The organism is Erwinia sp. Eh17-17 (assembly GCF_039675725.1).
GTDB lineage: Bacteria > Pseudomonadota > Gammaproteobacteria > Enterobacterales > Enterobacteriaceae > Erwinia.
This window is the reverse complement of the sequence record NZ_JBDFQT010000003.1, coordinates 137343-157334: the sequence shown is the minus strand read 5'-3', so window position 1 is coordinate 157334 and position 19992 is coordinate 137343. Positions and strand designations below refer to the sequence as shown.

At 56.0% G+C, this 19992-nt stretch carries 16 protein-coding genes; 15 read left to right on the top strand and 1 reads right to left on the bottom strand.

Annotated features, from left to right (window positions below; genetic code table 11):
* Window positions 1-5 precede the first annotated feature (5 nt).
* The 13 genes from ABEH87_RS10655 (at window position 6) to lpxC (ending at window position 16084) form a co-directional block, all read left to right on the top strand.
* Window positions 6-1772, top strand: a complete 1767-nt coding sequence (locus ABEH87_RS10655; protein ID WP_346576355.1) for a peptidoglycan glycosyltransferase FtsI — start codon at window positions 6-8, stop codon at window positions 1770-1772.
* Window positions 1759-3246 carry a UDP-N-acetylmuramoyl-L-alanyl-D-glutamate--2,6-diaminopimelate ligase gene (gene murE / locus ABEH87_RS10650; protein WP_346576354.1) on the top strand — a complete coding sequence of 496 codons (1488 nt, stop codon included), beginning with the start codon at window positions 1759-1761 and terminating at the stop codon, window positions 3244-3246. Before ABEH87_RS10655 ends, murE begins: the two co-directional genes overlap by 14 nt.
* The gene (murF, locus tag ABEH87_RS10645) at window positions 3243-4604 is read left to right on the top strand and encodes a UDP-N-acetylmuramoyl-tripeptide--D-alanyl-D-alanine ligase (protein WP_346576353.1); all 1362 of its coding nucleotides are present in this window, start codon (window positions 3243-3245) and stop codon (window positions 4602-4604) included. The genes murE and murF overlap by 4 nt, the downstream gene beginning before the upstream one ends.
* A complete protein-coding gene (mraY, locus tag ABEH87_RS10640; RefSeq protein WP_346576352.1) occupies window positions 4598-5680 on the top strand; it encodes a phospho-N-acetylmuramoyl-pentapeptide-transferase in 1083 nt (360 codons plus the stop codon). Before murF ends, mraY begins: the two co-directional genes overlap by 7 nt.
* Window positions 5681-5682: 2 nt before the next feature.
* A complete protein-coding gene (gene murD / locus ABEH87_RS10635) occupies window positions 5683-6999 on the top strand; it encodes a UDP-N-acetylmuramoyl-L-alanine--D-glutamate ligase (RefSeq protein WP_346576351.1) in 1317 nt (438 codons plus the stop codon).
* Window positions 6999-8207 (top strand): cell division protein FtsW, encoded by a 1209-nt coding sequence (ftsW, locus tag ABEH87_RS10630; protein WP_346576691.1) that lies wholly within the window; start codon window positions 6999-7001, stop codon window positions 8205-8207. Before murD ends, ftsW begins: the two co-directional genes overlap by 1 nt.
* A 3-nt stretch (window positions 8208-8210) precedes the next feature.
* Window positions 8211-9269, top strand: a complete 1059-nt coding sequence (murG, locus tag ABEH87_RS10625) for an undecaprenyldiphospho-muramoylpentapeptide beta-N-acetylglucosaminyltransferase (protein ID WP_346576350.1) — start codon at window positions 8211-8213, stop codon at window positions 9267-9269.
* 76 nt (window positions 9270-9345) lie between these two features.
* The gene (gene murC, locus ABEH87_RS10620; protein WP_346576349.1) at window positions 9346-10821 is read left to right on the top strand and encodes a UDP-N-acetylmuramate--L-alanine ligase; all 1476 of its coding nucleotides are present in this window, start codon (window positions 9346-9348) and stop codon (window positions 10819-10821) included.
* Complete coding sequence (locus tag ABEH87_RS10615; protein WP_346576348.1) at window positions 10814-11734, top strand: D-alanine--D-alanine ligase; 921 nt, start codon at window positions 10814-10816, stop codon at window positions 11732-11734. The genes murC and ABEH87_RS10615 overlap by 8 nt, the downstream gene beginning before the upstream one ends.
* 1 nt (window position 11735) lies before the next feature.
* The gene (gene ftsQ / locus ABEH87_RS10610; protein ID WP_346576347.1) at window positions 11736-12581 is read left to right on the top strand and encodes a cell division protein FtsQ; all 846 of its coding nucleotides are present in this window, start codon (window positions 11736-11738) and stop codon (window positions 12579-12581) included.
* A complete protein-coding gene (ftsA, locus tag ABEH87_RS10605) occupies window positions 12578-13834 on the top strand; it encodes a cell division protein FtsA (RefSeq protein ID WP_048914885.1) in 1257 nt (418 codons plus the stop codon). Before ftsQ ends, ftsA begins: the two co-directional genes overlap by 4 nt.
* A gap of 74 nt (window positions 13835-13908) precedes the next feature.
* On the top strand, window positions 13909-15063 hold the full coding sequence (ftsZ, locus tag ABEH87_RS10600; protein ID WP_346576346.1) for a cell division protein FtsZ: 1155 nt from the start codon (window positions 13909-13911) through the stop codon (window positions 15061-15063).
* Window positions 15064-15166: 103 nt separating this feature from the next.
* A complete protein-coding gene (lpxC, locus tag ABEH87_RS10595; RefSeq protein ID WP_346576345.1) occupies window positions 15167-16084 on the top strand; it encodes a UDP-3-O-acyl-N-acetylglucosamine deacetylase in 918 nt (305 codons plus the stop codon).
* 8 nt (window positions 16085-16092) lie between these two features.
* Here lpxC and ABEH87_RS10590 read toward each other — a convergent pair whose 3' ends face one another.
* On the bottom strand, window positions 16093-16608 hold the full coding sequence (locus ABEH87_RS10590) for a DciA family protein (protein WP_346576344.1): 516 nt from the start codon (window positions 16606-16608) through the stop codon (window positions 16093-16095).
* A 21-nt stretch (window positions 16609-16629) separates the two neighbouring features.
* Between ABEH87_RS10590 and secM the strand changes: the two genes are divergently transcribed.
* On the top strand, window positions 16630-17136 hold the full coding sequence (gene secM / locus ABEH87_RS10585) for a secA translation cis-regulator SecM (RefSeq protein WP_346576343.1): 507 nt from the start codon (window positions 16630-16632) through the stop codon (window positions 17134-17136).
* A 71-nt stretch (window positions 17137-17207) separates the two neighbouring features.
* A complete protein-coding gene (secA, locus tag ABEH87_RS10580; protein ID WP_346576342.1) occupies window positions 17208-19913 on the top strand; it encodes a preprotein translocase subunit SecA in 2706 nt (901 codons plus the stop codon).
* Window positions 19914-19992 lie beyond the last annotated feature (79 nt).

The following is a 19992-nucleotide window of genomic DNA, read 5'->3' as shown; positions in this document are numbered from 1 at the left end:
ACTCAATGAGAGCCGCAACAAAGACGCAGAAGTCGAAACGCACGGAAGATCAAGCCAGCTTTGTCAGCTGGCGTTTTGCGTTGCTGTGTGGCTGTATTTTTCTGGCGCTGGTCGGCCTGCTGCTGCGGGTCGCCTATCTGCAGGTGATCAACCCTGACCGTCTGGTACGTGAAGGCGACATGCGCTCGCTGCGCGTTCAGGCGATCCCCACCTCACGCGGGATGATCAGCGACCGTGCCGGCCGCCCGCTAGCGGTGAGTGTGCCGGTGAATGCGATCTGGGCCGATCCGAAAGAACTGCATGACAAGGGCGGCATCACGCTCGACAGCCGCTGGAAAGCGCTCTCGGACGCGCTTTCCATCCCTCTCGATCAGCTGGCGGCCCGTGTTAATGCCAACCCGAATGGTCGCTTTGTCTATCTTGCTCGTCAGGTTAACCCGGCGATTGGCGATTACATCAAGAAACTCAAACTGCCAGGCATCTTCCTGCGTGAAGAGTCGCGCCGTTACTATCCGGCCGGGCAGGTCACCTCGCATCTGATCGGTTTTACCAATATCGACGGGCAGGGCATTGAAGGGGTTGAGAAAAGTTTTGATAAGTGGCTCACCGGCCAGCCGGGCGAACGGACGGTGCGTAAAGATCGTTTCGGCCGCGTGATTGAAGATATCTCCTCGGTTGACAGTCAGGCTGCACATAACCTCGCGCTGAGCATCGATGAACGTCTGCAGGCGCAGGTCTATCGTGAGCTGAATAACGCCGTGGCCTTTAACAAGGCGGAATCCGGGACCGCGGTGCTGGTGGATGTTAATACCGGTGAAGTGCTGGCGATGGCAAACAGCCCGGCCTATAACCCGAACAATCTCAGCGGCACCACGAAAGATGTGATGCGTAACCGCGCCATCACCGATATTTTCGAACCGGGTTCAACCGTTAAACCGATGGTGGTGATGACGGCTCTGCAACGCGGCGTGGTGCGTGAAGGCAGCGTACTGAATACCGTGCCTTACCGGATTAACGGCCATGAAATTAAAGACGTGGCACGTTACAGCGAATTAACCCTGACCGGGGTACTACAGAAGTCGTCAAACGTCGGTGTTTCCAGACTGGCGTTAGCGATGCCGTCCAGTGCGTTAGTAGATACTTACTCTCGTTTTGGGTTAGGCAAAGCGACCAATTTGGGGTTGGTCGGAGAAAGTAGTGGCTTATATCCTCAAAAACAACGGTGGTCTGACATAGAGAGGGCCACCTTCTCTTTCGGCTACGGGCTAATGGTAACGCCGTTACAGCTAGCGCGAGTCTATGCAACGATGGGCAGCTATGGCGTCTATCGCCCGCTGTCCATTACCAAAGTTGACCCGCCGGTAGCGGGTCAGCGCATTTTCCCTGAAGCGCAGGTCCGTACGGTGCTGCACATGATGGAGAGCGTTGCGCTGCCCGGTGGCGGCGGCGTGAAAGCGGCGATCAAGGGTTACCGCATTGCGATTAAAACCGGTACGGCGAAGAAAGTTGGGCCGGATGGCAAATACGTCAATAAATACATTGCTTACACCGCAGGTGTTGCACCGGCAAGCAACCCTCGCTTTGCGCTGGTGGTGGTCATTAACGACCCTCAGGCCGGTAAATATTACGGTGGTGCGGTTTCCGCGCCCGTGTTTGGCGCCATTATGGGCGGCGTGTTACGCACCATGAATGTTGAGCCGGATGCGTTACCCACCACTGACAAGAACGACATGGTAACTAACAAGAAAGAGGGATCGAGTGACCGATCGTAATCTGCGCGACCTGTTGGCACCCTGGGTGCCAGGTGCACCGGAGCTTCCGCTGCGTGACATGACGCTGGACAGCCGTATTGCGGCGTCTGGCGATCTGTTTGTGGCGATTAAAGGCCATGCGGCTGACGGGCGCCGCTTTATTCCCCAGGCGATTGCTCAGGGCGTTGCGGCAGTGATTGCTGAAGCAGAAGGTGAAGCGGAAGACGGGCAGATTGTGCTGATGCACGGTGTGCCGGTGATTTACCTCGCGCAGCTGTCCCAGCGCTTATCGGCGCTGGCCGGACGTTTTTATCAGCAGCCGGGTGAGAAACTAAAGCTGATTGGCGTGACGGGAACGAACGGCAAAACCACCATTACCCAACTGCTGGCGCAGTGGGCGCAGCTGCTGGGCGAGACCGGCGCGGTGATGGGCACGGTAGGAAACGGCGTTTATGGCCATCTGACCCCTGCTGAGAACACCACCGGCTCTGCGGTTGATGTGCAGCACCTGCTGGCCTCGCTGGTCAACAAGGGAGCTACGCTGGCTGCGATGGAAGTCTCTTCCCACGGTCTGGTACAACACCGCGTGGCTGCCCTGCCGTTTGCTGCTGCCGCCTTTACTAATCTCAGCCGCGATCATCTCGACTACCACGGTGATATGGCGCGTTATGAAGCCGCGAAATGGCTGCTGTTCTCTGAGCATCAGGTCGGTCAGGCCATTATTAATGCGGATGACGAAGTGGGGCGTCGCTGGCTGCAAAAATTGCCGGACGCCGTGGCCGTCAGCATGGAAAACAACATTAATCCGGCCTGTCGCGGGCGCTGGCTGAATGCGACAGAAGTGCGCTATCACGACGGTGGAGCCTCGGTACGCTTTGACTCCAGCTGGGGGCCGGGTGAAATCGACAGCCGTCTGATGGGGGCCTTTAACGTCAGCAATCTGCTGGTCGCGCTGGCCACACTGCTGTCGCTCAATTATCCGCTGGCTGCCCTGACGGCGACGGCCAGTCAACTGCTGCCGGTGACCGGGCGTATGGAAGTCTTTACCGCACCGGGTAAACCCACCGTGGTCGTGGACTATGCCCATACGCCAGATGCGCTGGAAAAAGCGCTGGCTGCGGCGCGCCTGCATTGCAAAGGCCAGCTGTGGTGCGTGTTTGGCTGCGGCGGTGACCGTGACAAAGGTAAGCGACCGCTGATGGGCGCGATTGCTGAACAGTTTGCCGATGTGGTCGTCATTACCGACGACAACCCGCGCAGTGAAGATCCGGCGGCGATTGTTGCTGACGTGCTGAGCGGCCTGCTTGATGCCGGACGTGCCCGCGTGGTGTTGGGACGTGCGCAAGCGGTCACTAACGCTGTGATGCAGGCGCAGGAAGGCGACATTGTTTTAGTGGCAGGAAAAGGCCATGAGGACTACCAGATTATCGGTAATCAGCGCTTTGACTACTCCGACCGGGTTACCGTTGCCCGCCTGCTGGGGGTGATCGCATGATGCCATTCACACTACAGCAACTGGCTGAGATCACCGGCGGTACGCTGTTCGGCGGTGACCTGACGATTGAGGCAGTCACTACGGATACGCGTAAAGTTACCGCAGGCTGTCTGTTTATCGCGCTGAAAGGCGAGCGTTTCGATGCACATGACTTTGTCGCTGATGCGCTCAGCGCCGGTTCTCTTGCTCTTTTGGTTAGTAAGCACTTACCTGTTGCCGTACCGCAGGTGGTGGTGGCCGATACGCGAATCGCGTTGGGGCAGCTGGCTGGCTGGGTTCGTCAGCAGTCCGGCGCGCGCGTCGTCGCGCTGACCGGGTCATCCGGTAAAACCTCAGTGAAAGAGATGACGGCTGCCATCCTGCGTGAGTGCGGCGAAACGCTGTATACCGCCGGTAACCTGAATAACGATATCGGTGTGCCATTAACGCTGCTGCGTCTGACGGCAGAACACCAGTATGCCGTCATCGAACTGGGGGCTAACCACCAGGGTGAAATCGCCTATACCACCGGGCTGACCTGCCCGGAAACGGCGCTGGTCAATAACCTCGCGGCAGCACATCTGGAAGGTTTCGGATCGCTGGCTGGCGTGGCGAAAGCCAAAGGCGAAATTTTTAACGGTCTGCCGCTGCACGGTACCGCCATTATTAACAGCGACAGTAACGACTGGCCGCACTGGCAGCAGGCGCTGCACGGTAAAACCGTCTGGCGTTTTTCGCCAGAGCAGCAGGCCGAGAGTGATTTTTATGCCACCGGTGTGGCCTTCAATACCCAGGGAACGCACTTTATCCTGCATTCTCCGCAGGGCGATGTGGCGGTAACGCTGCCGTTGCCAGGACGTCACAATATTGCCAATGCACTGGCTGCCAGCGCGCTGGCGTTATCCGTTGGTGCTCCGCTGAGTGCGGTACAGAAAGGGTTGAGCACGCTTAAAGCCGTACCGGGGCGTCTGTTCCCGGTCGTGCTGGGCGCGGAACAGCTGCTGCTGGACGACAGCTACAACGCTAACGTTGGATCGATGACGGCAGCGGCACAGGTGCTGGCGGAGATGCCGGGCTATCGCGTGATGATTGTTGGCGATATGGGAGAACTGGGCGCCGAAGCCGCTGAGTGCCATCGCCAGGTTGGCGCGGCGATTCATGCAGCCGGCATCGATAAAGTTCTGAGTGTGGGTTCACTGAGTCAGGGGATCTCTGATGCCAGCGGCGTCGGTGAGCACTTCCCCGATAAGACAGCGCTCAGCGCACGTGCGCTGGAGCTTCTCTCGCAACATCAAAAGATTACCGTATTGGTTAAAGGGTCGCGCAGTGCCAGCATGGAGCAGGTAGTGCACACTTTACAGGAGAAAGGCACATGTTAGTTTGGCTGGCCGAACATCTGGTCACATTTTATTCTGGCTTTAACGTCTTTTCGTATCTGACGTTTCGCGCCATTGTCAGCCTTTTGACCGCGCTGTTCATCTCTCTGTGGATGGGGCCGCGAATGATTGCCCGTCTGCAGGAAATGTCATTTGGTCAGGTTGTACGTAACGATGGCCCTGAGTCGCACTTCAGCAAGCGCGGCACCCCGACGATGGGGGGGATTATGATCCTCACCTCGATCACCATTTCGGTGCTGCTGTGGGCGTATCCTTCTAACCCTTATGTCTGGTGCGTGCTGTTTGTACTGGTGGGTTACGGCATCGTCGGTTTTGTTGATGACTACCGCAAAGTGGTGCGCAAAGACACTAAGGGGCTGATTGCCCGCTGGAAATATTTCTGGCAGTCAGTGATCGCGCTCGGCGTGGCTTTTGTGATGTACATGATTGGTAAAGACACCCCGGCGACCGAGCTGGTGGTGCCGTTCTTTAAAGATGTGATGCCACAGCTGGGGCTGCTTTATCTGCTGCTGGCTTACTTTGTCATTGTCGGAACCAGCAACGCGGTTAACCTGACCGATGGCCTGGACGGTCTGGCGATTATGCCGACTGTGTTTGTTGCCGCCGGTTTTGCTCTGGTCGCCTGGGCGACGGGTAACGTCAAATTTGCTGAATATCTGCATATTCCGTATCTGCGCCATGCCGGCGAGCTGGTCATCGTCTGTACGGCCATCGTCGGTGCGGGCTTAGGGTTCCTGTGGTTTAACACCTATCCGGCACAGGTCTTTATGGGTGACGTTGGCTCGCTGGCACTGGGCGGTGCGTTGGGCACTATTGCCGTGCTGCTGCGCCAGGAGTTCCTGCTGGTGATTATGGGCGGTGTGTTTGTGGTGGAAACCCTGTCGGTGATCCTTCAGGTAGGGTCGTTCAAACTGCGCGGGCAGCGCATTTTCCGCATGGCACCTATCCACCACCACTATGAATTGAAAGGCTGGCCAGAACCACGCGTCATCGTGCGCTTCTGGATTATTTCACTGATGCTGGTGCTGATTGGCCTGGCAACACTGAAGGTGCGTTAATCATGGCTGACTATCAGGGTAAAAAAGTGGTCATCATCGGCCTGGGGCTGACCGGCCTCTCCTGTGTTGATTTCTTTGTCGCGCGCGGCGTTACGCCTCGCGTGATGGATACCCGTGTCGTGCCGCCGGGGCTGGAAAAGCTGCCGGAAACGGTTGAATGCTGGCTGGGGTCGTTAAACGACGACTGGTTGCAAAGCGCCGATTTAATTGTTGCCAGCCCGGGTATGGCGCTGGCGCATCCGTCACTGATGGCAGCCGCAGACGCTGGCGTTGACATCGTCGGTGACATTGAACTGTTCTGCCGGGAAGCGCAGGCACCGATCGTGGCGATCACCGGTTCCAACGGAAAAAGCACGGTCACTACGCTGGTGGGTGAAATGGCGAAGTCTGCCGGCTGGCAGGTCGGTGTTGGCGGCAATATTGGTCTGCCAGCGCTGATGCTGCTGGAAAATCCTGCACAGCTTTATGTCCTGGAACTTTCCAGCTTCCAGCTGGAAACGACCGACAGCCTGCAGGCCGCTGCGGCGACTATCCTCAACGTGACTGAAGATCATATGGATCGTTATCCGCTGGGAATGCAGCAGTATCGCGCCGCTAAACTGCGAATCTACGAAAACGCCGCCGTCTGCGTGGTCAACGCCGATGATGCCATGACGATGCCGGTTCGTGGCGCAGATAAACGCTGCGTCAGTTTTGGTGTCAACGTGGGCGAATATCACCTCACTCAGCAACAGGGCAGTACCTGGCTGCGGGTGAAGGGGGAGCGGGTGCTGAATACCGGCGAAATGAATCTGGTTGGTCAGCATAACTATACCAATGCGCTGGCGGCGCTGGCGCTGGCCGATGCCGTTGGTCTGCCGCGTGCCAGCAGCCTGAAAGCGCTCACTACCTTTGGCGGCCTGCCACACCGTTTCCAGCTGGTCCATGAGCAGAACGGCGTACGCTGGATTAATGATTCCAAGGCCACCAATGTCGGCAGCACAGAAGCCGCGCTGAAAGGGTTACAGGTGCAGGGTACGCTGTGGCTGCTGTTGGGCGGAGACGGCAAATCAGCCGACTTCAGCTCGTTGGCCCCGTATCTGCAGGGCGATCGTATCCGCACTTACTGCTTTGGCCGCGATGGCGAAGCGCTGGCGGCATTACGCCCGGACATCGCCGTGCAGACAGAAACGATGGCTGAAGCGGTGCAGCAGATCGCCGCTCAGGTGAAGCCTGGCGACATGGTTCTGCTGTCGCCTGCCTGCGCCAGTCTCGATCAGTTTAAAAATTTCGAGCAGCGCGGTGACGCGTTTGCTCAGCTGGCGCGGGAGGCTGAATGATGCGTCTACCGGGTCTGAGCCTTGCGGGTGGCCTTTCCGACCGCCTGAAGTCGTGGGTGATGGGGTCACGCGAAAGCGATACCAGTTCGATCGTACTGTATGACCGTACGCTGCTGTGGCTCACCTTTGGCCTGGCAATTCTCGGTTTTGTGATGGTGACCTCGGCCTCAATGCCGGTAGGTCAGCGTCTGAACGATGATCCGTTCTATTTTGCCAAGCGTGATGCTTTTTACATCCTGCTGGCGGTGGGCATGGCGCTGGTGACCCTGCGTGTGCCGATGGATTTCTGGCAGCGTTACAGCAACGTTATGCTGATGGCGACCATCGCCATGCTGCTGATCGTGCTGGTGGTCGGCAGCTCGGTGAACGGAGCATCGCGCTGGATTGCCCTGGGGCCGTTGCGTATCCAGCCTGCTGAACTGTCTAAGCTCTCGCTGTTTTGCTATCTCGCCAGTTATCTGGTGCGCAAGGTAGAGGAAGTGCGCAACAACTTCTGGGGCTTCTGTAAGCCGATGGGCGTGATGGTGGTTCTGGCGGTATTACTGCTGGCCCAGCCTGACCTCGGTACCGTTGTCGTACTGTTTGTGACGACGCTGGCAATGCTGTTTCTTGCCGGCGCCAAGCTGTGGCAGTTTCTGGCGATTATCGGCTCCGGTATTTTCGCCGTCTGTTTGCTTATTGTTGCTGAACCTTACCGTATGCGCCGCGTCACGTCTTTCTGGAATCCGTGGGAAGATCCCTTTGGGAGTGGTTACCAGTTAACTCAGTCGTTGATGGCTTTCGGGCGTGGCGAATTCTGGGGGCAGGGATTGGGAAATTCTGTGCAAAAACTGGAATATTTACCGGAAGCACATACCGATTTTATCTTCTCGATTATCGGTGAAGAACTGGGTTATATCGGTGTGGTTTTAGCGCTGTTAATGGTATTCTTCGTCGCTTTTCGCGCCATGTCCATCGGACGTCGTGCATTAGAGCTCGATCAGCGTTTTTCGGGCTTCCTGGCCTGTTCAATCGGCGTCTGGTTTAGCTTCCAGGCGTTGGTGAACGTCGGGGCCGCAGCGGGCATGTTACCGACCAAGGGTCTGACGCTGCCGCTGATCAGTTATGGCGGGTCGAGTCTGATCATTATGTCGACCGCCCTGGTATTTTTGTTGCGCATAGATTACGAGACGCGCCTGGCGAAAGCCCAGGCGTTCAGCAGGGGATAGTCGATGAGTGGAAAGCGACTGATGGTGATGGCTGGCGGAACCGGTGGGCATGTTTTCCCCGGTCTGGCGGTGGCACACCATCTGATGGCACAGGGCTGGCAGGTACGCTGGCTTGGAACCGCCGATCGTATGGAAGCGGATCTGGTTCCTAAGCACGGTATCGACATTGATTTTATCCGCATCAGCGGGCTGCGCGGCAAAGGATTGAAAGCGTTGGTGGCTGCGCCACTGCGTATCTTTAACGCCTGGCGTCAGGCGCGGGCGATTATGAAAGCCTGGAAGCCGGATGTGGTGCTGGGGATGGGCGGTTATGTTTCCGGGCCGGGTGGCCTGGCAGCATGGAGCTGTGGCATTCCGGTGGTGCTGCACGAACAGAACGGGATTGCCGGCTTAACGAATAAATGGCTGGCGAAGATTGCCACTAAAGTGATGCAGGCCTTTCCGGGGGCCTTTCCTGAAGCTGAGGTGGTGGGTAACCCGGTTCGTACCGATGTGCTGGCGCTGCCGTTGCCGGCAGTGCGTCTGGCAGGGCGTCAGGGGCCGACACGTATCCTGGTGATCGGCGGCAGCCAGGGTGCTCGCGTGCTCAATCAGACGATGCCCCAGGTGGCAGAGCTGCTCGGTGAGAACATCGAACTGTGGCATCAGGTCGGCAAGGGTGCGCTGGATGCGGTGAATCAGCATTACGCGCGGGTGAACCAGACGCAGCATCGGGTGTCGGAGTTTATCGACGATATGGCAAGTGCCTACGCCTGGGCCGATGTCGTGGTCTGTCGTTCTGGCGCACTGACCGTAAGTGAAGTGGCGGCGGCCGGTTTACCGGCAATCTTTGTGCCTTTCCAGCATAAAGATCGTCAGCAGTACTGGAATGCGCTCCCGCTGGAACAGGCCGGTGCAGCAAAAATTTATGAGCAGCCGCAGTTCACCGCTGAGGTGGTCGCTGCCACGCTGACCCGTTGGGATCGCGCAACGTTAATGCAGATGGCAGAAAAAGCCCGCGCGGTGGCTATCCCGGATGCAACAGAGCGTGTCGCGGCGGAAGTGAGCAAAGCGGCAAAATGATTTTCAGGGGTCAGGTACGCCTGGCCTAAAACTGTCGGGGTCAGGCATGCCTGACCCGCAGCAACACAGGTAAGAAATGAATACACAGCAACTGGCAAAACTGCGTTCTATCGTGCCCGAGATGCGTCGCGTCCGGCACATTCACTTTGTTGGCATCGGTGGTGCTGGCATGGGCGGTATTGCCGAAGTGTTAGCGAACGAAGGTTATGAAATCAGTGGTTCAGACCTGGCACCGAACGCGGTGACGCAGCATCTGAGCGCGCTGGGGGCGACCATTTATTTTAACCATCGCCCTGAGAACGTCAGTGATGCCAGCGTTGTGGTTGTCTCCACCGCGGTATCACAGGACAACCCGGAAGTGGTGGCCGCGCGCGAAGCGCGTATCCCGGTGATCCGCCGTGCCGAAATGCTGGCTGAACTGATGCGCTTCCGTCATGGCATCGCCATTGCCGGTACGCATGGCAAAACCACCACCACGGCCATGGTGTCGAGCATTTATGCTGAGGGCGGTCTCGACCCGACTTTCGTTAACGGTGGCCTGGTGAAAGCGGCGGGCACCCATGCACGACTGGGCAGCAGCCGCTACCTGATTGCAGAAGCCGATGAGAGCGACGCGTCGTTCCTGCATCTGCAACCGATGGTGGCGATTGTCACCAATATTGAAGCTGACCACATGGATACCTACCAAGGTGACTTCGAAAATTTAAAGCAGACGTTTATCAACTTTCTGCACAACCTGCCGTTTTATGGCCGTGCCGTGCTGTGCGTCGATGATGCGGTGATCCGTGACCTGATCCCACGCGTAGGTCGCCAGATTACCACTTACGGCTTCAGCGAAGATGCAGACGTACGCGTAGAGAATTACGAACAGCGCGGTGCGCAGGGGCACTTTACTCTGGTGCGTCACGACAAACCGCTGATGCACGTTACGCTGAATGCACCGGGTCGCCATAACGCGCTGAATGCCGCAGCCGCCGTGGCAGTGGCCACCGAAGAGAATATCGACGATGAAGATATCCTCAGTGCGCTGCTGAGTTTCCAGGGCACCGGGCGCCGCTTTGATTTCCTCGGCGAATATCCGCTGGCGGAAGTGAACGGCAAGGCGGGCACCGCGATGCTGGTCGACGATTACGGCCATCATCCGACCGAAGTGGATGTCACAATTAAAGCTGCACGTGCAGGCTGGCCGGATAAAAATCTGGTGATGATTTTCCAGCCGCACCGCTATACCCGTACCCGCGATTTGTATGACGATTTCGCTAACGTCCTGTCGCAGGTCGATGTGTTACTGATGCTGGATGTTTACGCCGCCGGTGAGTCACCGATCCCCGGTGCCGACAGCCGCTCCCTGTGCCGTACCATTCGAGGTCGCGGCAAAGTTGACCCTATTCTGGTCTCTGACCACGATGCGGTACTGGAAATGTTGTTGCCGAAACTTTCCGGCAACGATCTGATTCTGGTACAGGGTGCTGGCAACGTCGGGCGTATTGCCCGCACTCTGGCTGACCAAAAGTTACAACTGCAGATGATTAAAGAGGAACATCATGGCTGAGAAAGTAGCGGTATTGCTGGGTGGAACCTCCGCAGAACGTGACGTATCACTGTTATCGGGTGCTGCGGTACTGCAAGGCCTGCAGGAAGCGGGTATTGATGCACATCCGGTGGATATTCGTGATTTCCCGGTGATGCGCCTGAAAGACGAGGGCTTTGATAAAGCCTTTATCGCCCTGCACGGTCGCGGGGGTGAAGACGGTACGTTACAGGGGGTGCTGGAATATCTGGACATCCCTTATACCGGCAGCGGCGTGATGGCCTCGGCGATCACCATGGATAAACTGCGCAGCAAGTATCTGTGGCAGGGCTGTGGCTTACCGGTTGCGCCATTTGTCGCGCTGACACGTGCGCAGATGGATGCGGGCCTGACGGCGGAAGAACTGGCAAGTATTGACGCGCTCGGGCTGCCGTTATTCGTCAAGCCGAGCCGTGAAGGTTCCAGCGTCGGTATTTCGCGGGTTAATGAAGCCTATCAGTTCCCGGCGGCACTGGATGAAGCGTTCCGTCACGACGATGAAGTGCTGGTGGAAGCGTTTCTCAGCGGGCCAGAGTACACCGTGGGTGTGATTGGCGACGAAATTCTGCCGTCGATCCGTATCCAGAGCGCCAGTGAGTTCTATGACTATCAGGCGAAATACATTTCTGACGACACTCAGTACTTCTGCCCGTCAGGACTGAGCGCTGAACAGGAAGCCGAATTAAGCGAACTGACGATTGCCGCCTGGCGTGCGCTGGGTTGCAGCGGCTGGGGCCGTGTTGACGTCATGATGGGTGGCGATGGACGCTTCTATCTGCTGGAGGTGAATACCTCCCCTGGAATGACCAGCCACAGCCTGGTGCCGATGGGGGCAAAACAGGCGGGTATGAGCTTCTCTCAGTTAGTAGCGCGCATTCTGGAACTGGCCGACTGATATGTCTCAGGCTGCTTTGAATGTCCGTAACCGTGAAGCGCAGGAAAAAGCGCGTACCGGGCGTAGTAACGGCTCTCGCCTGGCAGGGATCGTCTTTCTGCTGATGGTGATCGGTGTGATGGTGGCCGGGGGCTTAGTGGTGCTGAAGTGGATGAATGATGCCTCGCGGCTGCCGCTGTCAAAGCTGGTGGTCACCGGGCAGACGCACTTCACCACCAACGATGATATCCGCCAGGCGATTTTATCGCTCGGAGAGCCGGGCACGTTTATGTCGCAGGATGTCGATATTATTCAGCAGCAGATTGAGCGTTTGCCGTGGATCCAACAGGTGAGCGTACGTAAGCAGTGGCCAGACGAATTAAAAATTCATCTGGTTGAGTATGTCCCGGTTGCACGCTGGAATGATGTGCATATGGTTGACGCGGATGGAAAATCGTTCAGCGTCCCGGCCAGTCATCTCGGCAAAGAAGTGATGCCGATGTTGTACGGCCCGGAGGGCAGCGAGTCTGAAGTGTTAACCGGTTTCCACCAGATGAGTTCCGCACTGGCGGCCAGTAAATTGAAATTGAAAGCGGCGTCTATGACCGCACGGCGTTCGTGGCAGTTGGTGTTAGACAATGACATCCGCCTTGAGCTGGGGCGTAACGAAGACATGAAGCGTTTACAGCGCTTCATCGAGTTATACCCCACTCTGCAACAGCAGGCGCAGGCGGAAAACAAACTGATCACCTATGTTGACCTGCGTTACGACTCAGGCGCGGCAGTAGGATGGGCACCAGCACCCGTAGCGGCCGCTGACAGTAATCAGCAACAGCAACAGACTCAGGCACAGGCTAAACAACAATGATCAAGTCGACGGACAGAAAACTGGTAGTTGGACTCGAGATAGGCACCGCGAAGGTCGCCGCCCTGGTAGGGGAAGTTCTGCCTGATGGCATGGTTAATATTATCGGGGTGGGCAGTTGCCCGTCGCGTGGGATGGATAAAGGCGGCGTCAACGACCTTGAGTCGGTAGTGAAATGCGTACAGCGCGCTATCGATCAGGCCGAACTGATGGCTGACTGCCAGATTTCGTCGGTTTACCTTGCATTATCGGGCAAACATATCAGTTGTCAGAACGAAATAGGGATGGTTCCTATTTCCGAAGAGGAAGTGACACAGGAAGATGTGGAGAATGTGGTACACACCGCTAAATCCGTCCGTGTTCGTGATGAGCACCGCATCCTCCATGTTATTCCGCAAGAATATGCGATCGACTATCAGGAAGGGATTAAAAACCCGGTCGGTTTATCCGGTGTGCGTATGCAGGCCAAAGTACACCTGATTACCTGTCACAACGATATGGCGAAGAACATCGTCAAAGCGGTTGAGCGCTGTGGCCTGAAAGTTGACCAGTTGATTTTCGCCGGGCTGGCATCGAGTTTTGCCGTGCTGACCGAAGATGAGCGTGAGCTGGGCGTCTGTGTGGTCGACGTCGGTGGCGGTACCATGGATATCGCCGTGTACACCGGCGGTGCGCTGCGTCACACCAAAGTGATCCCGTATGCGGGTAACGTGGTCACCAGCGATATCGCTTACGCCTTCGGCACACCGCCGACAGATGCTGAAGCAATAAAAGTACGTCACGGTTGCGCACTGGGTTCGATTGTCGGTAAAGACGAGAACGTGGAAGTGCCAAGCGTAGGCGGTCGTCCACCGCGCAGCCTGCAGCGTCAGACGCTGGCTGAAGTGATTGAGCCTCGTTATACCGAGCTGCTGAATCTGGTGAACGACGAAATCCTGCAGTTGCAGGAGCAGTTACGCCAGCAGGGCGTTAAACATCACCTCGCGGCCGGTATTGTACTGACCGGCGGCGCGGCACAAATTGAAGGATTAGCGGCTTGCGCCCAGCGTGTGTTCCACACGCAGGTCCGTATCGGACAGCCGCTGAATATTACTGGATTAACGGACTACGCGCAGGAGCCGTACTACTCAACGGCGGTGGGCTTACTGCACTACGGAAAAGAATCTCACCTTAACGGTGAGGCAGAAGTAGAAAAAAGAGCCTCAGTGGGTAATTGGTTCAAGAAAATCAACAGCTGGCTGAGAAAAGAGTTTTAATTTTTACCTCAGGGGATCATGCTAGACTTACTTTAGTGATCTCCAGGCGAACAGGCACATAACGGAGAGAAATTATGTTTGAACCTATGGAATTAACCAACGACGCGGTGATTAAAGTCATCGGCGTCGGTGGCGGCGGCGGTAACGCGGTTGAGCATATGGTGCGTGAGCGTATTGAAGGCGTTGAGTTCTTTGCCGTAAACACTGACGCCCAGGCACTGCGCAAAACTGCCGTAGGCCAGACCATTCAGATTGGTAATGGCATTACTAAAGGCCTTGGTGCGGGTGCAAACCCGGAAGTGGGCCGTAACTCTGCAGAAGAAGATCGCGAAGCACTGCGTCAGGCACTGGAAGGTGCAGACATGGTGTTCATTGCCGCAGGTATGGGTGGCGGTACCGGTACCGGCGCTGCGCCTGTTGTGGCGGAAGTGGCGAAAGAGCTGGGCATCCTGACCGTTGCCGTAGTGACAAAGCCCTTTAACTTCGAAGGCAAAAAGCGCATGGCGTTTGCCGAGCAGGGAATTGCCGAGCTGTCCAAGCACGTCGATTCACTGATCACGATCCCAAACGACAAGCTGCTGAAAGTGCTGGGTCGCGGTATCTCCCTGCTGGACGCGTTCGGCGCGGCTAACGACGTGCTGAAAGGCGCGGTGCAGGGTATTGCAGAACTGATTACCCGTCCGGGCCTGATGAACGTCGACTTTGCTGACGTGCGCACCGTAATGTCCGAAATGGGCTACGCGATGATGGGTTCAGGCGTGGCATGCGGTGAAGACCGTGCGGAAGAAGCCGCTGAAATGGCAATCTCCAGCCCACTGCTGGAAGATATCGACCTGTCAGGCGCGCGTGGCGTTCTGGTTAACATCACCGCTGGCTTTGACCTGCGTCTGGATGAGTTTGAAACCGTGGGTAACACTATCCGTGCTTTCGCTTCAGACAACGCTACTGTGGTTATCGGTACTTCGCTCGATCCGGAGATGAACGATGAACTGCGCGTCACCGTGGTGGCAACCGGCATCGGCATGGATAAGCGTCCTGAGATAACTTTGGTGACCAGCAAGCAGACTACTCAGCCATTGATTGACAACCGCTATCAGCAGCACGGTATGGCCCCGCTGCCGCAGGAACAAAAACCTGCCGCTAAAGTGGTCAACGATCCGGGTGCACAAACTAACAAAGAGCCTGACTATCTGGATATTCCAGCCTTCCTGCGTAAGCAGGCAGACTAAGAATAACCCGAGAAATTGGGATTCTTCGCTCTTTGTGTTAAACTGTTCGCCCGTCAGTGGAGTAAACTGATGGTCGGACGGATAATTTTTGCGAGATAATGTGATGATCAAACAACGGACACTAAAACGTATAGTTCAGACGACTGGCGTCGGTTTACATACCGGCAAAAAAGTCACGCTGACGTTACGCCCTGCGTCGGCTAATACCGGGGTCATCTATCGTCGCACTGACTTGAATCCACCGGTCGATTTCCCGGCTGATGCCAAATCCGTGCGTGATACTATGCTCTGTACTTGCCTGGTTAACGAGCATGACGTACGTATTTCAACAGTTGAACACCTGAACGCAGCCCTTGCGGGCCTTGGTATTGATAATATCGTGGTGGAAGTGAACGCGCCTGAAATTCCTATTATGGATGGCAGCGCCGCACCCTTTATCTATCTGCTGATGGACGCAGGCATCGAAGAACTGAACAGCGCTAAGAAATTTGTGCGCATCAAACAGCCTGTCCGGGTTGAAGATGGTGACAAATGGGCTGAGCTTTCGCCGCATAATGGTTTTACTCTCGACTTCACCATTGATTTTAACCATCCGGCAATCGACTCAAGCTCTCAGCGCTACAGCATGGACTTCTCTGCCGATGCTTTTGCGCGTCAGATTAGCCGTGCACGTACGTTTGGCTTCATGCGTGACATCGAAGCATTGCAGTCCCGTGGCTTATGCCTCGGCGGCAGCTTTGACTGTGCCATCGTAGTCGATGACTATCGGGTGTTGAACGAAGATGGCCTGCGCTTTGAAGACGAGTTCGTTCGTCACAAAATGCTGGATGCTATCGGTGACCTGTACATGTGTGGCCATAACATTATTGGTGCGTTTACCGCATTCAAATCCGGTCATGCGCTGAACAACAAGCTGTTACAGGCTGTTCTGGCGAAACAGGAAGCCTGGGAATGGGCAACGTTTGAAGACGAAGCTGCACTCCCGGTGAAATTCAAGGCACCCAATCTGGTTCTGGCGTAAGCCTGAACCTACTTATTACGACTGGTTGAGCTGGTACCCTCTCCGGCCAGCGAGGCCAGTCGTTCTAATATCTTCTTCAGTTTTTCCGGGCTCTGGCTCGCGACGCTTCGTAAAATCTCTGCACTGTGTTCACTAAGCTGTCTTAACGGCGGTTTCTCTGCGTCTTTTGCCTGAGTGTTGTTTTCTTGCACAGATTCCTGACCTTTTGCGGCCAGCGACGGATTTATCCTGATGTCGATTGACGTCAATGATGGTAATATTTGCGCACGCAAAGCTGACAGCAGGCTGGATTGTTCATAGCGTAAGCGCATCAACCAGCTGGCGTTAGCCGTTTCGATAACCAGAATCCCCTGACGGAAGTTTGCCACACGGCACCAGGGATGCAGCTGAGCGGGAAGAATCCCCTGCACTGCGCGATTCAGCTTGTTCAGAGCAATAGCACGCTGCTGCACGTTTTGCAGTACGCTCTTGTCCTGAGCCATATCGAAAAAAATTTCAATTGATTGTGGGCGACTATCTCGCATAACAAGCTCCGGCGGAACACAGTGATCGGTATTCTAAATCGTTGGCGACAATTTGGCAGACGCTATTTCTGGCCGCATCTCCTGTTGGGGATGGTCGCGGCGAGTCTTGGCCTGCCGCAGGCGTCAGCACACGATCGCACTACCTTAGCAGAAACCTCTGCGCGAAGCCTGGATATTGGCAGCGTAGCTCGCTTTGACAGCCTGGCGCTGCTCGACACAGCCCGCCGATCCTCTTTCAGCGTTGACTACTGGCATCAGCATGCGATTCGCACGGTGATTCGCCATCTGTCCTTTACTTTGACGCCATCGGTTTCGCCTGCGGCTGAAGCCGCACAGCCGCTACAGGCTCACAAGCTGGCGCTGCTCGACACTCTGAATGCCTTGCTGACTCACGAGGCGAAACCCCCGGTTATTATTCGTTATACGGCACAACGTCAGGTTGAAGCCGCTCCGCGTTATCAAACCGGCCTGTGGCTGGCTCAGGTTCAGGGCATTCGTGCCGGGCCGTTCTCATCTCTTAATTCATAAAAGACAGTCTGTATAAAATCAAACATTAAGCGTCCATCGTTGCAGACGGTGGCAGAGAGAAATTATTTATTATGTTAACTAAATTATTAACCAAAGTTTTTGGTAGCAGTAATGACCGCACACTGCGCCGCATGCGCAAATCTGTTGAAGCCATCAACAAGATGGAACCTGATTTCGAAAAGCTGTCTGACGATGAGCTGAAAGCAAAAACCGTTGAGTTCCGTGCGCGTCTGGAGAAGGGTGAAGAGCTGGAAAGCCTGATCCCGGAAGCTTTTGCTACCGTGCGCGAAGCCAGTAAACGTGTGTTCGGCATGCGTCACTTCGACGTGCAGCTGCTGGGTGGTATGGTGCTGAACGATCGCTGCATCGCGGAAATGCGTACCGGTGAAGGTAAAACCCTGACCGCAACCCTGCCAGCCTACCTTAATGCCCTGAGCGGGCAGGGCGTTCACGTGGTTACCGTCAATGACTACCTGGCCCAGCGTGACGCCGAAAACAACCGTGCGCTGTTTGAGTTCCTCGGCTTAAGCATTGGTATTAACCTGCCGGGCATGCCGGCTCCGGCCAAGCGCGCCGCGTATGCCGCCGATATCACCTACGGCACCAACAATGAATACGGCTTTGACTACCTGCGCGACAACATGGCATTCAGCCCGGAAGACCGCGTACAGCGCAAGCTGAACTATGCGCTGGTGGATGAGGTTGACTCCATTCTGATCGATGAAGCGCGTACCCCACTGATTATCTCCGGACCGGCGGAAGACAGCTCTGAGCTGTATATCCAGGTTAACAAAATCATTCCAAACCTGATCCGTCAGGAAAAAGAAGATTCCGACAGCTTCCAGGGTGAAGGCCACTTCTCCGTTGATGAGAAATCACGTCAGGTTCACCTGACCGAACGCGGCCTGGTTGCGGTTGAAGAACTGATGGTCAGCGAAGGGATTATGGCAGAGGGTGAGTCTCTCTATTCGCCGGGCAACATCATGATGATGCACCACGTGACGGCGGCACTGCGTGCGCACGTGCTGTTTACCCGTGACGTTGACTACATCGTGAAAGACGGTGAGGTTATCATCGTTGATGAACACACCGGTCGTACCATGCAGGGCCGTCGCTGGTCTGATGGTCTGCACCAGGCGGTGGAAGCGAAAGAGGGCGTGGAAATTCAGAACGAGAACCAGACGCTGGCCTCGATCACCTTCCAGAACTACTTCCGCCTGTATAACAAGCTGGCCGGGATGACCGGTACTGCCGATACCGAAGCGTTTGAATTCAGCTCAATCTACAAGCTGGACACTATCGTGGTGCCAACTAACCGTCCGATGGTGCGTAAAGATCTGCCGGATCTGGTCTACATGACCGAAATGGAGAAGATCGGTGCGATCATTGAAGATATCCGCGAGCGTACGGCTAACGGTCAGCCGGTGCTGGTCGGGACTATCTCGATTGAAAAATCCGAAGTGGTATCCGATGAACTGAATAAAGCCGGCATCAAACACGAAGTGCTGAACGCCAAATTCCACGCCCGCGAAGCGGACATCGTGGCTCAGGCAGGTCAGCCGTCAGCGGTGACCATCGCCACCAACATGGCCGGTCGTGGTACCGATATCGTGCTGGGCGGCAGCTGGCAGGCAGAAATTGCCGCTATTGAAGAGCCAACCGCTGAGCAGATCGAGTCGATCAAAAGCGCGTGGAAAATTCGCCACGACGCGGTGCTGGCTTCCGGCGGTCTGCACATCATTGGTACCGAGCGTCATGAATCACGCCGTATTGATAACCAGCTGCGTGGCCGTTCAGGCCGTCAGGGCGATAACGGTTCATCCCGTTTCTATCTGTCGATGGAAGATGCGCTGATGCGTATTTTCGCCTCGGACCGCGTTACCAATATGATGCGTAAACTGGGTATGAAACCGGGCGAGGCGATTGAGCACCCTTGGGTGACCAAAGCGATCGCAAACGCGCAGCGTAAAGTGGAAAGCCGCAACTTCGATATCCGTAAGCAGCTGCTGGAATACGATGACGTTGCCAGCGACCAGCGCCGTGCGATCTATACACAGCGTAATGAACTGCTCGACGTGTCTGACGTGTCAGACACCATCACCAGCATTCGCGATGACGTTTTCAAAGCGACTATCGACAACTACATTCCGCCGCAGTCGCTGGAAGAAATGTGGGATGTTGAAGGGCTGCAGGAGCGACTGAGCAACGATTTCGACCTCAATCTGCCGATCAAAGAGTGGCTGGATAAAGAGCCGGATCTGCATGAAGAAACGCTGCGTGACCGCATTATGGATGAGGCGAAACAGCAGTATCAGCGCAAAGAAGAAGTGGTTGGCGTGGAGATGATGCGCAACTTCGAAAAAGGCGTGATGCTGCAGACGCTGGACTCCCTGTGGAAAGAGCACCTTGCCGCCATGGATTACCTGCGCCAGGGCATCCACCTGCGTGGTTACGCGCAGAAAGATCCTAAGCAGGAGTACAAGCGCGAGTCCTTTGCGATGTTTGCCGCGATGCTGGAGTCACTGAAGTATGAAGTGATCAGCACCCTGAGCAAAGTGCAGGTGCGTATGCCGGAAGAGATTGAGCAGATGGAAGAGCAGCGTCGTCAGGAAGCTGAACACCTGGCACAGCAGCAACAGCTGAGCCACGTGGATGCTGACACCGAAGCGGCGCAGTCTCTCTCCGAACAGACCGGCGAGCGTAAAGTGGGCCGCAACGATCTCTGTCCGTGTGGTTCCGGTAAAAAATACAAACAGTGCCATGGCCGTCTGGCTTAATTAAGCGTACTGGAAAAAAAGGACGGGCTTGCCCGTCCTTTTTTGTATGCGAAATAAGGCCAAATACGCTTATTCGCTC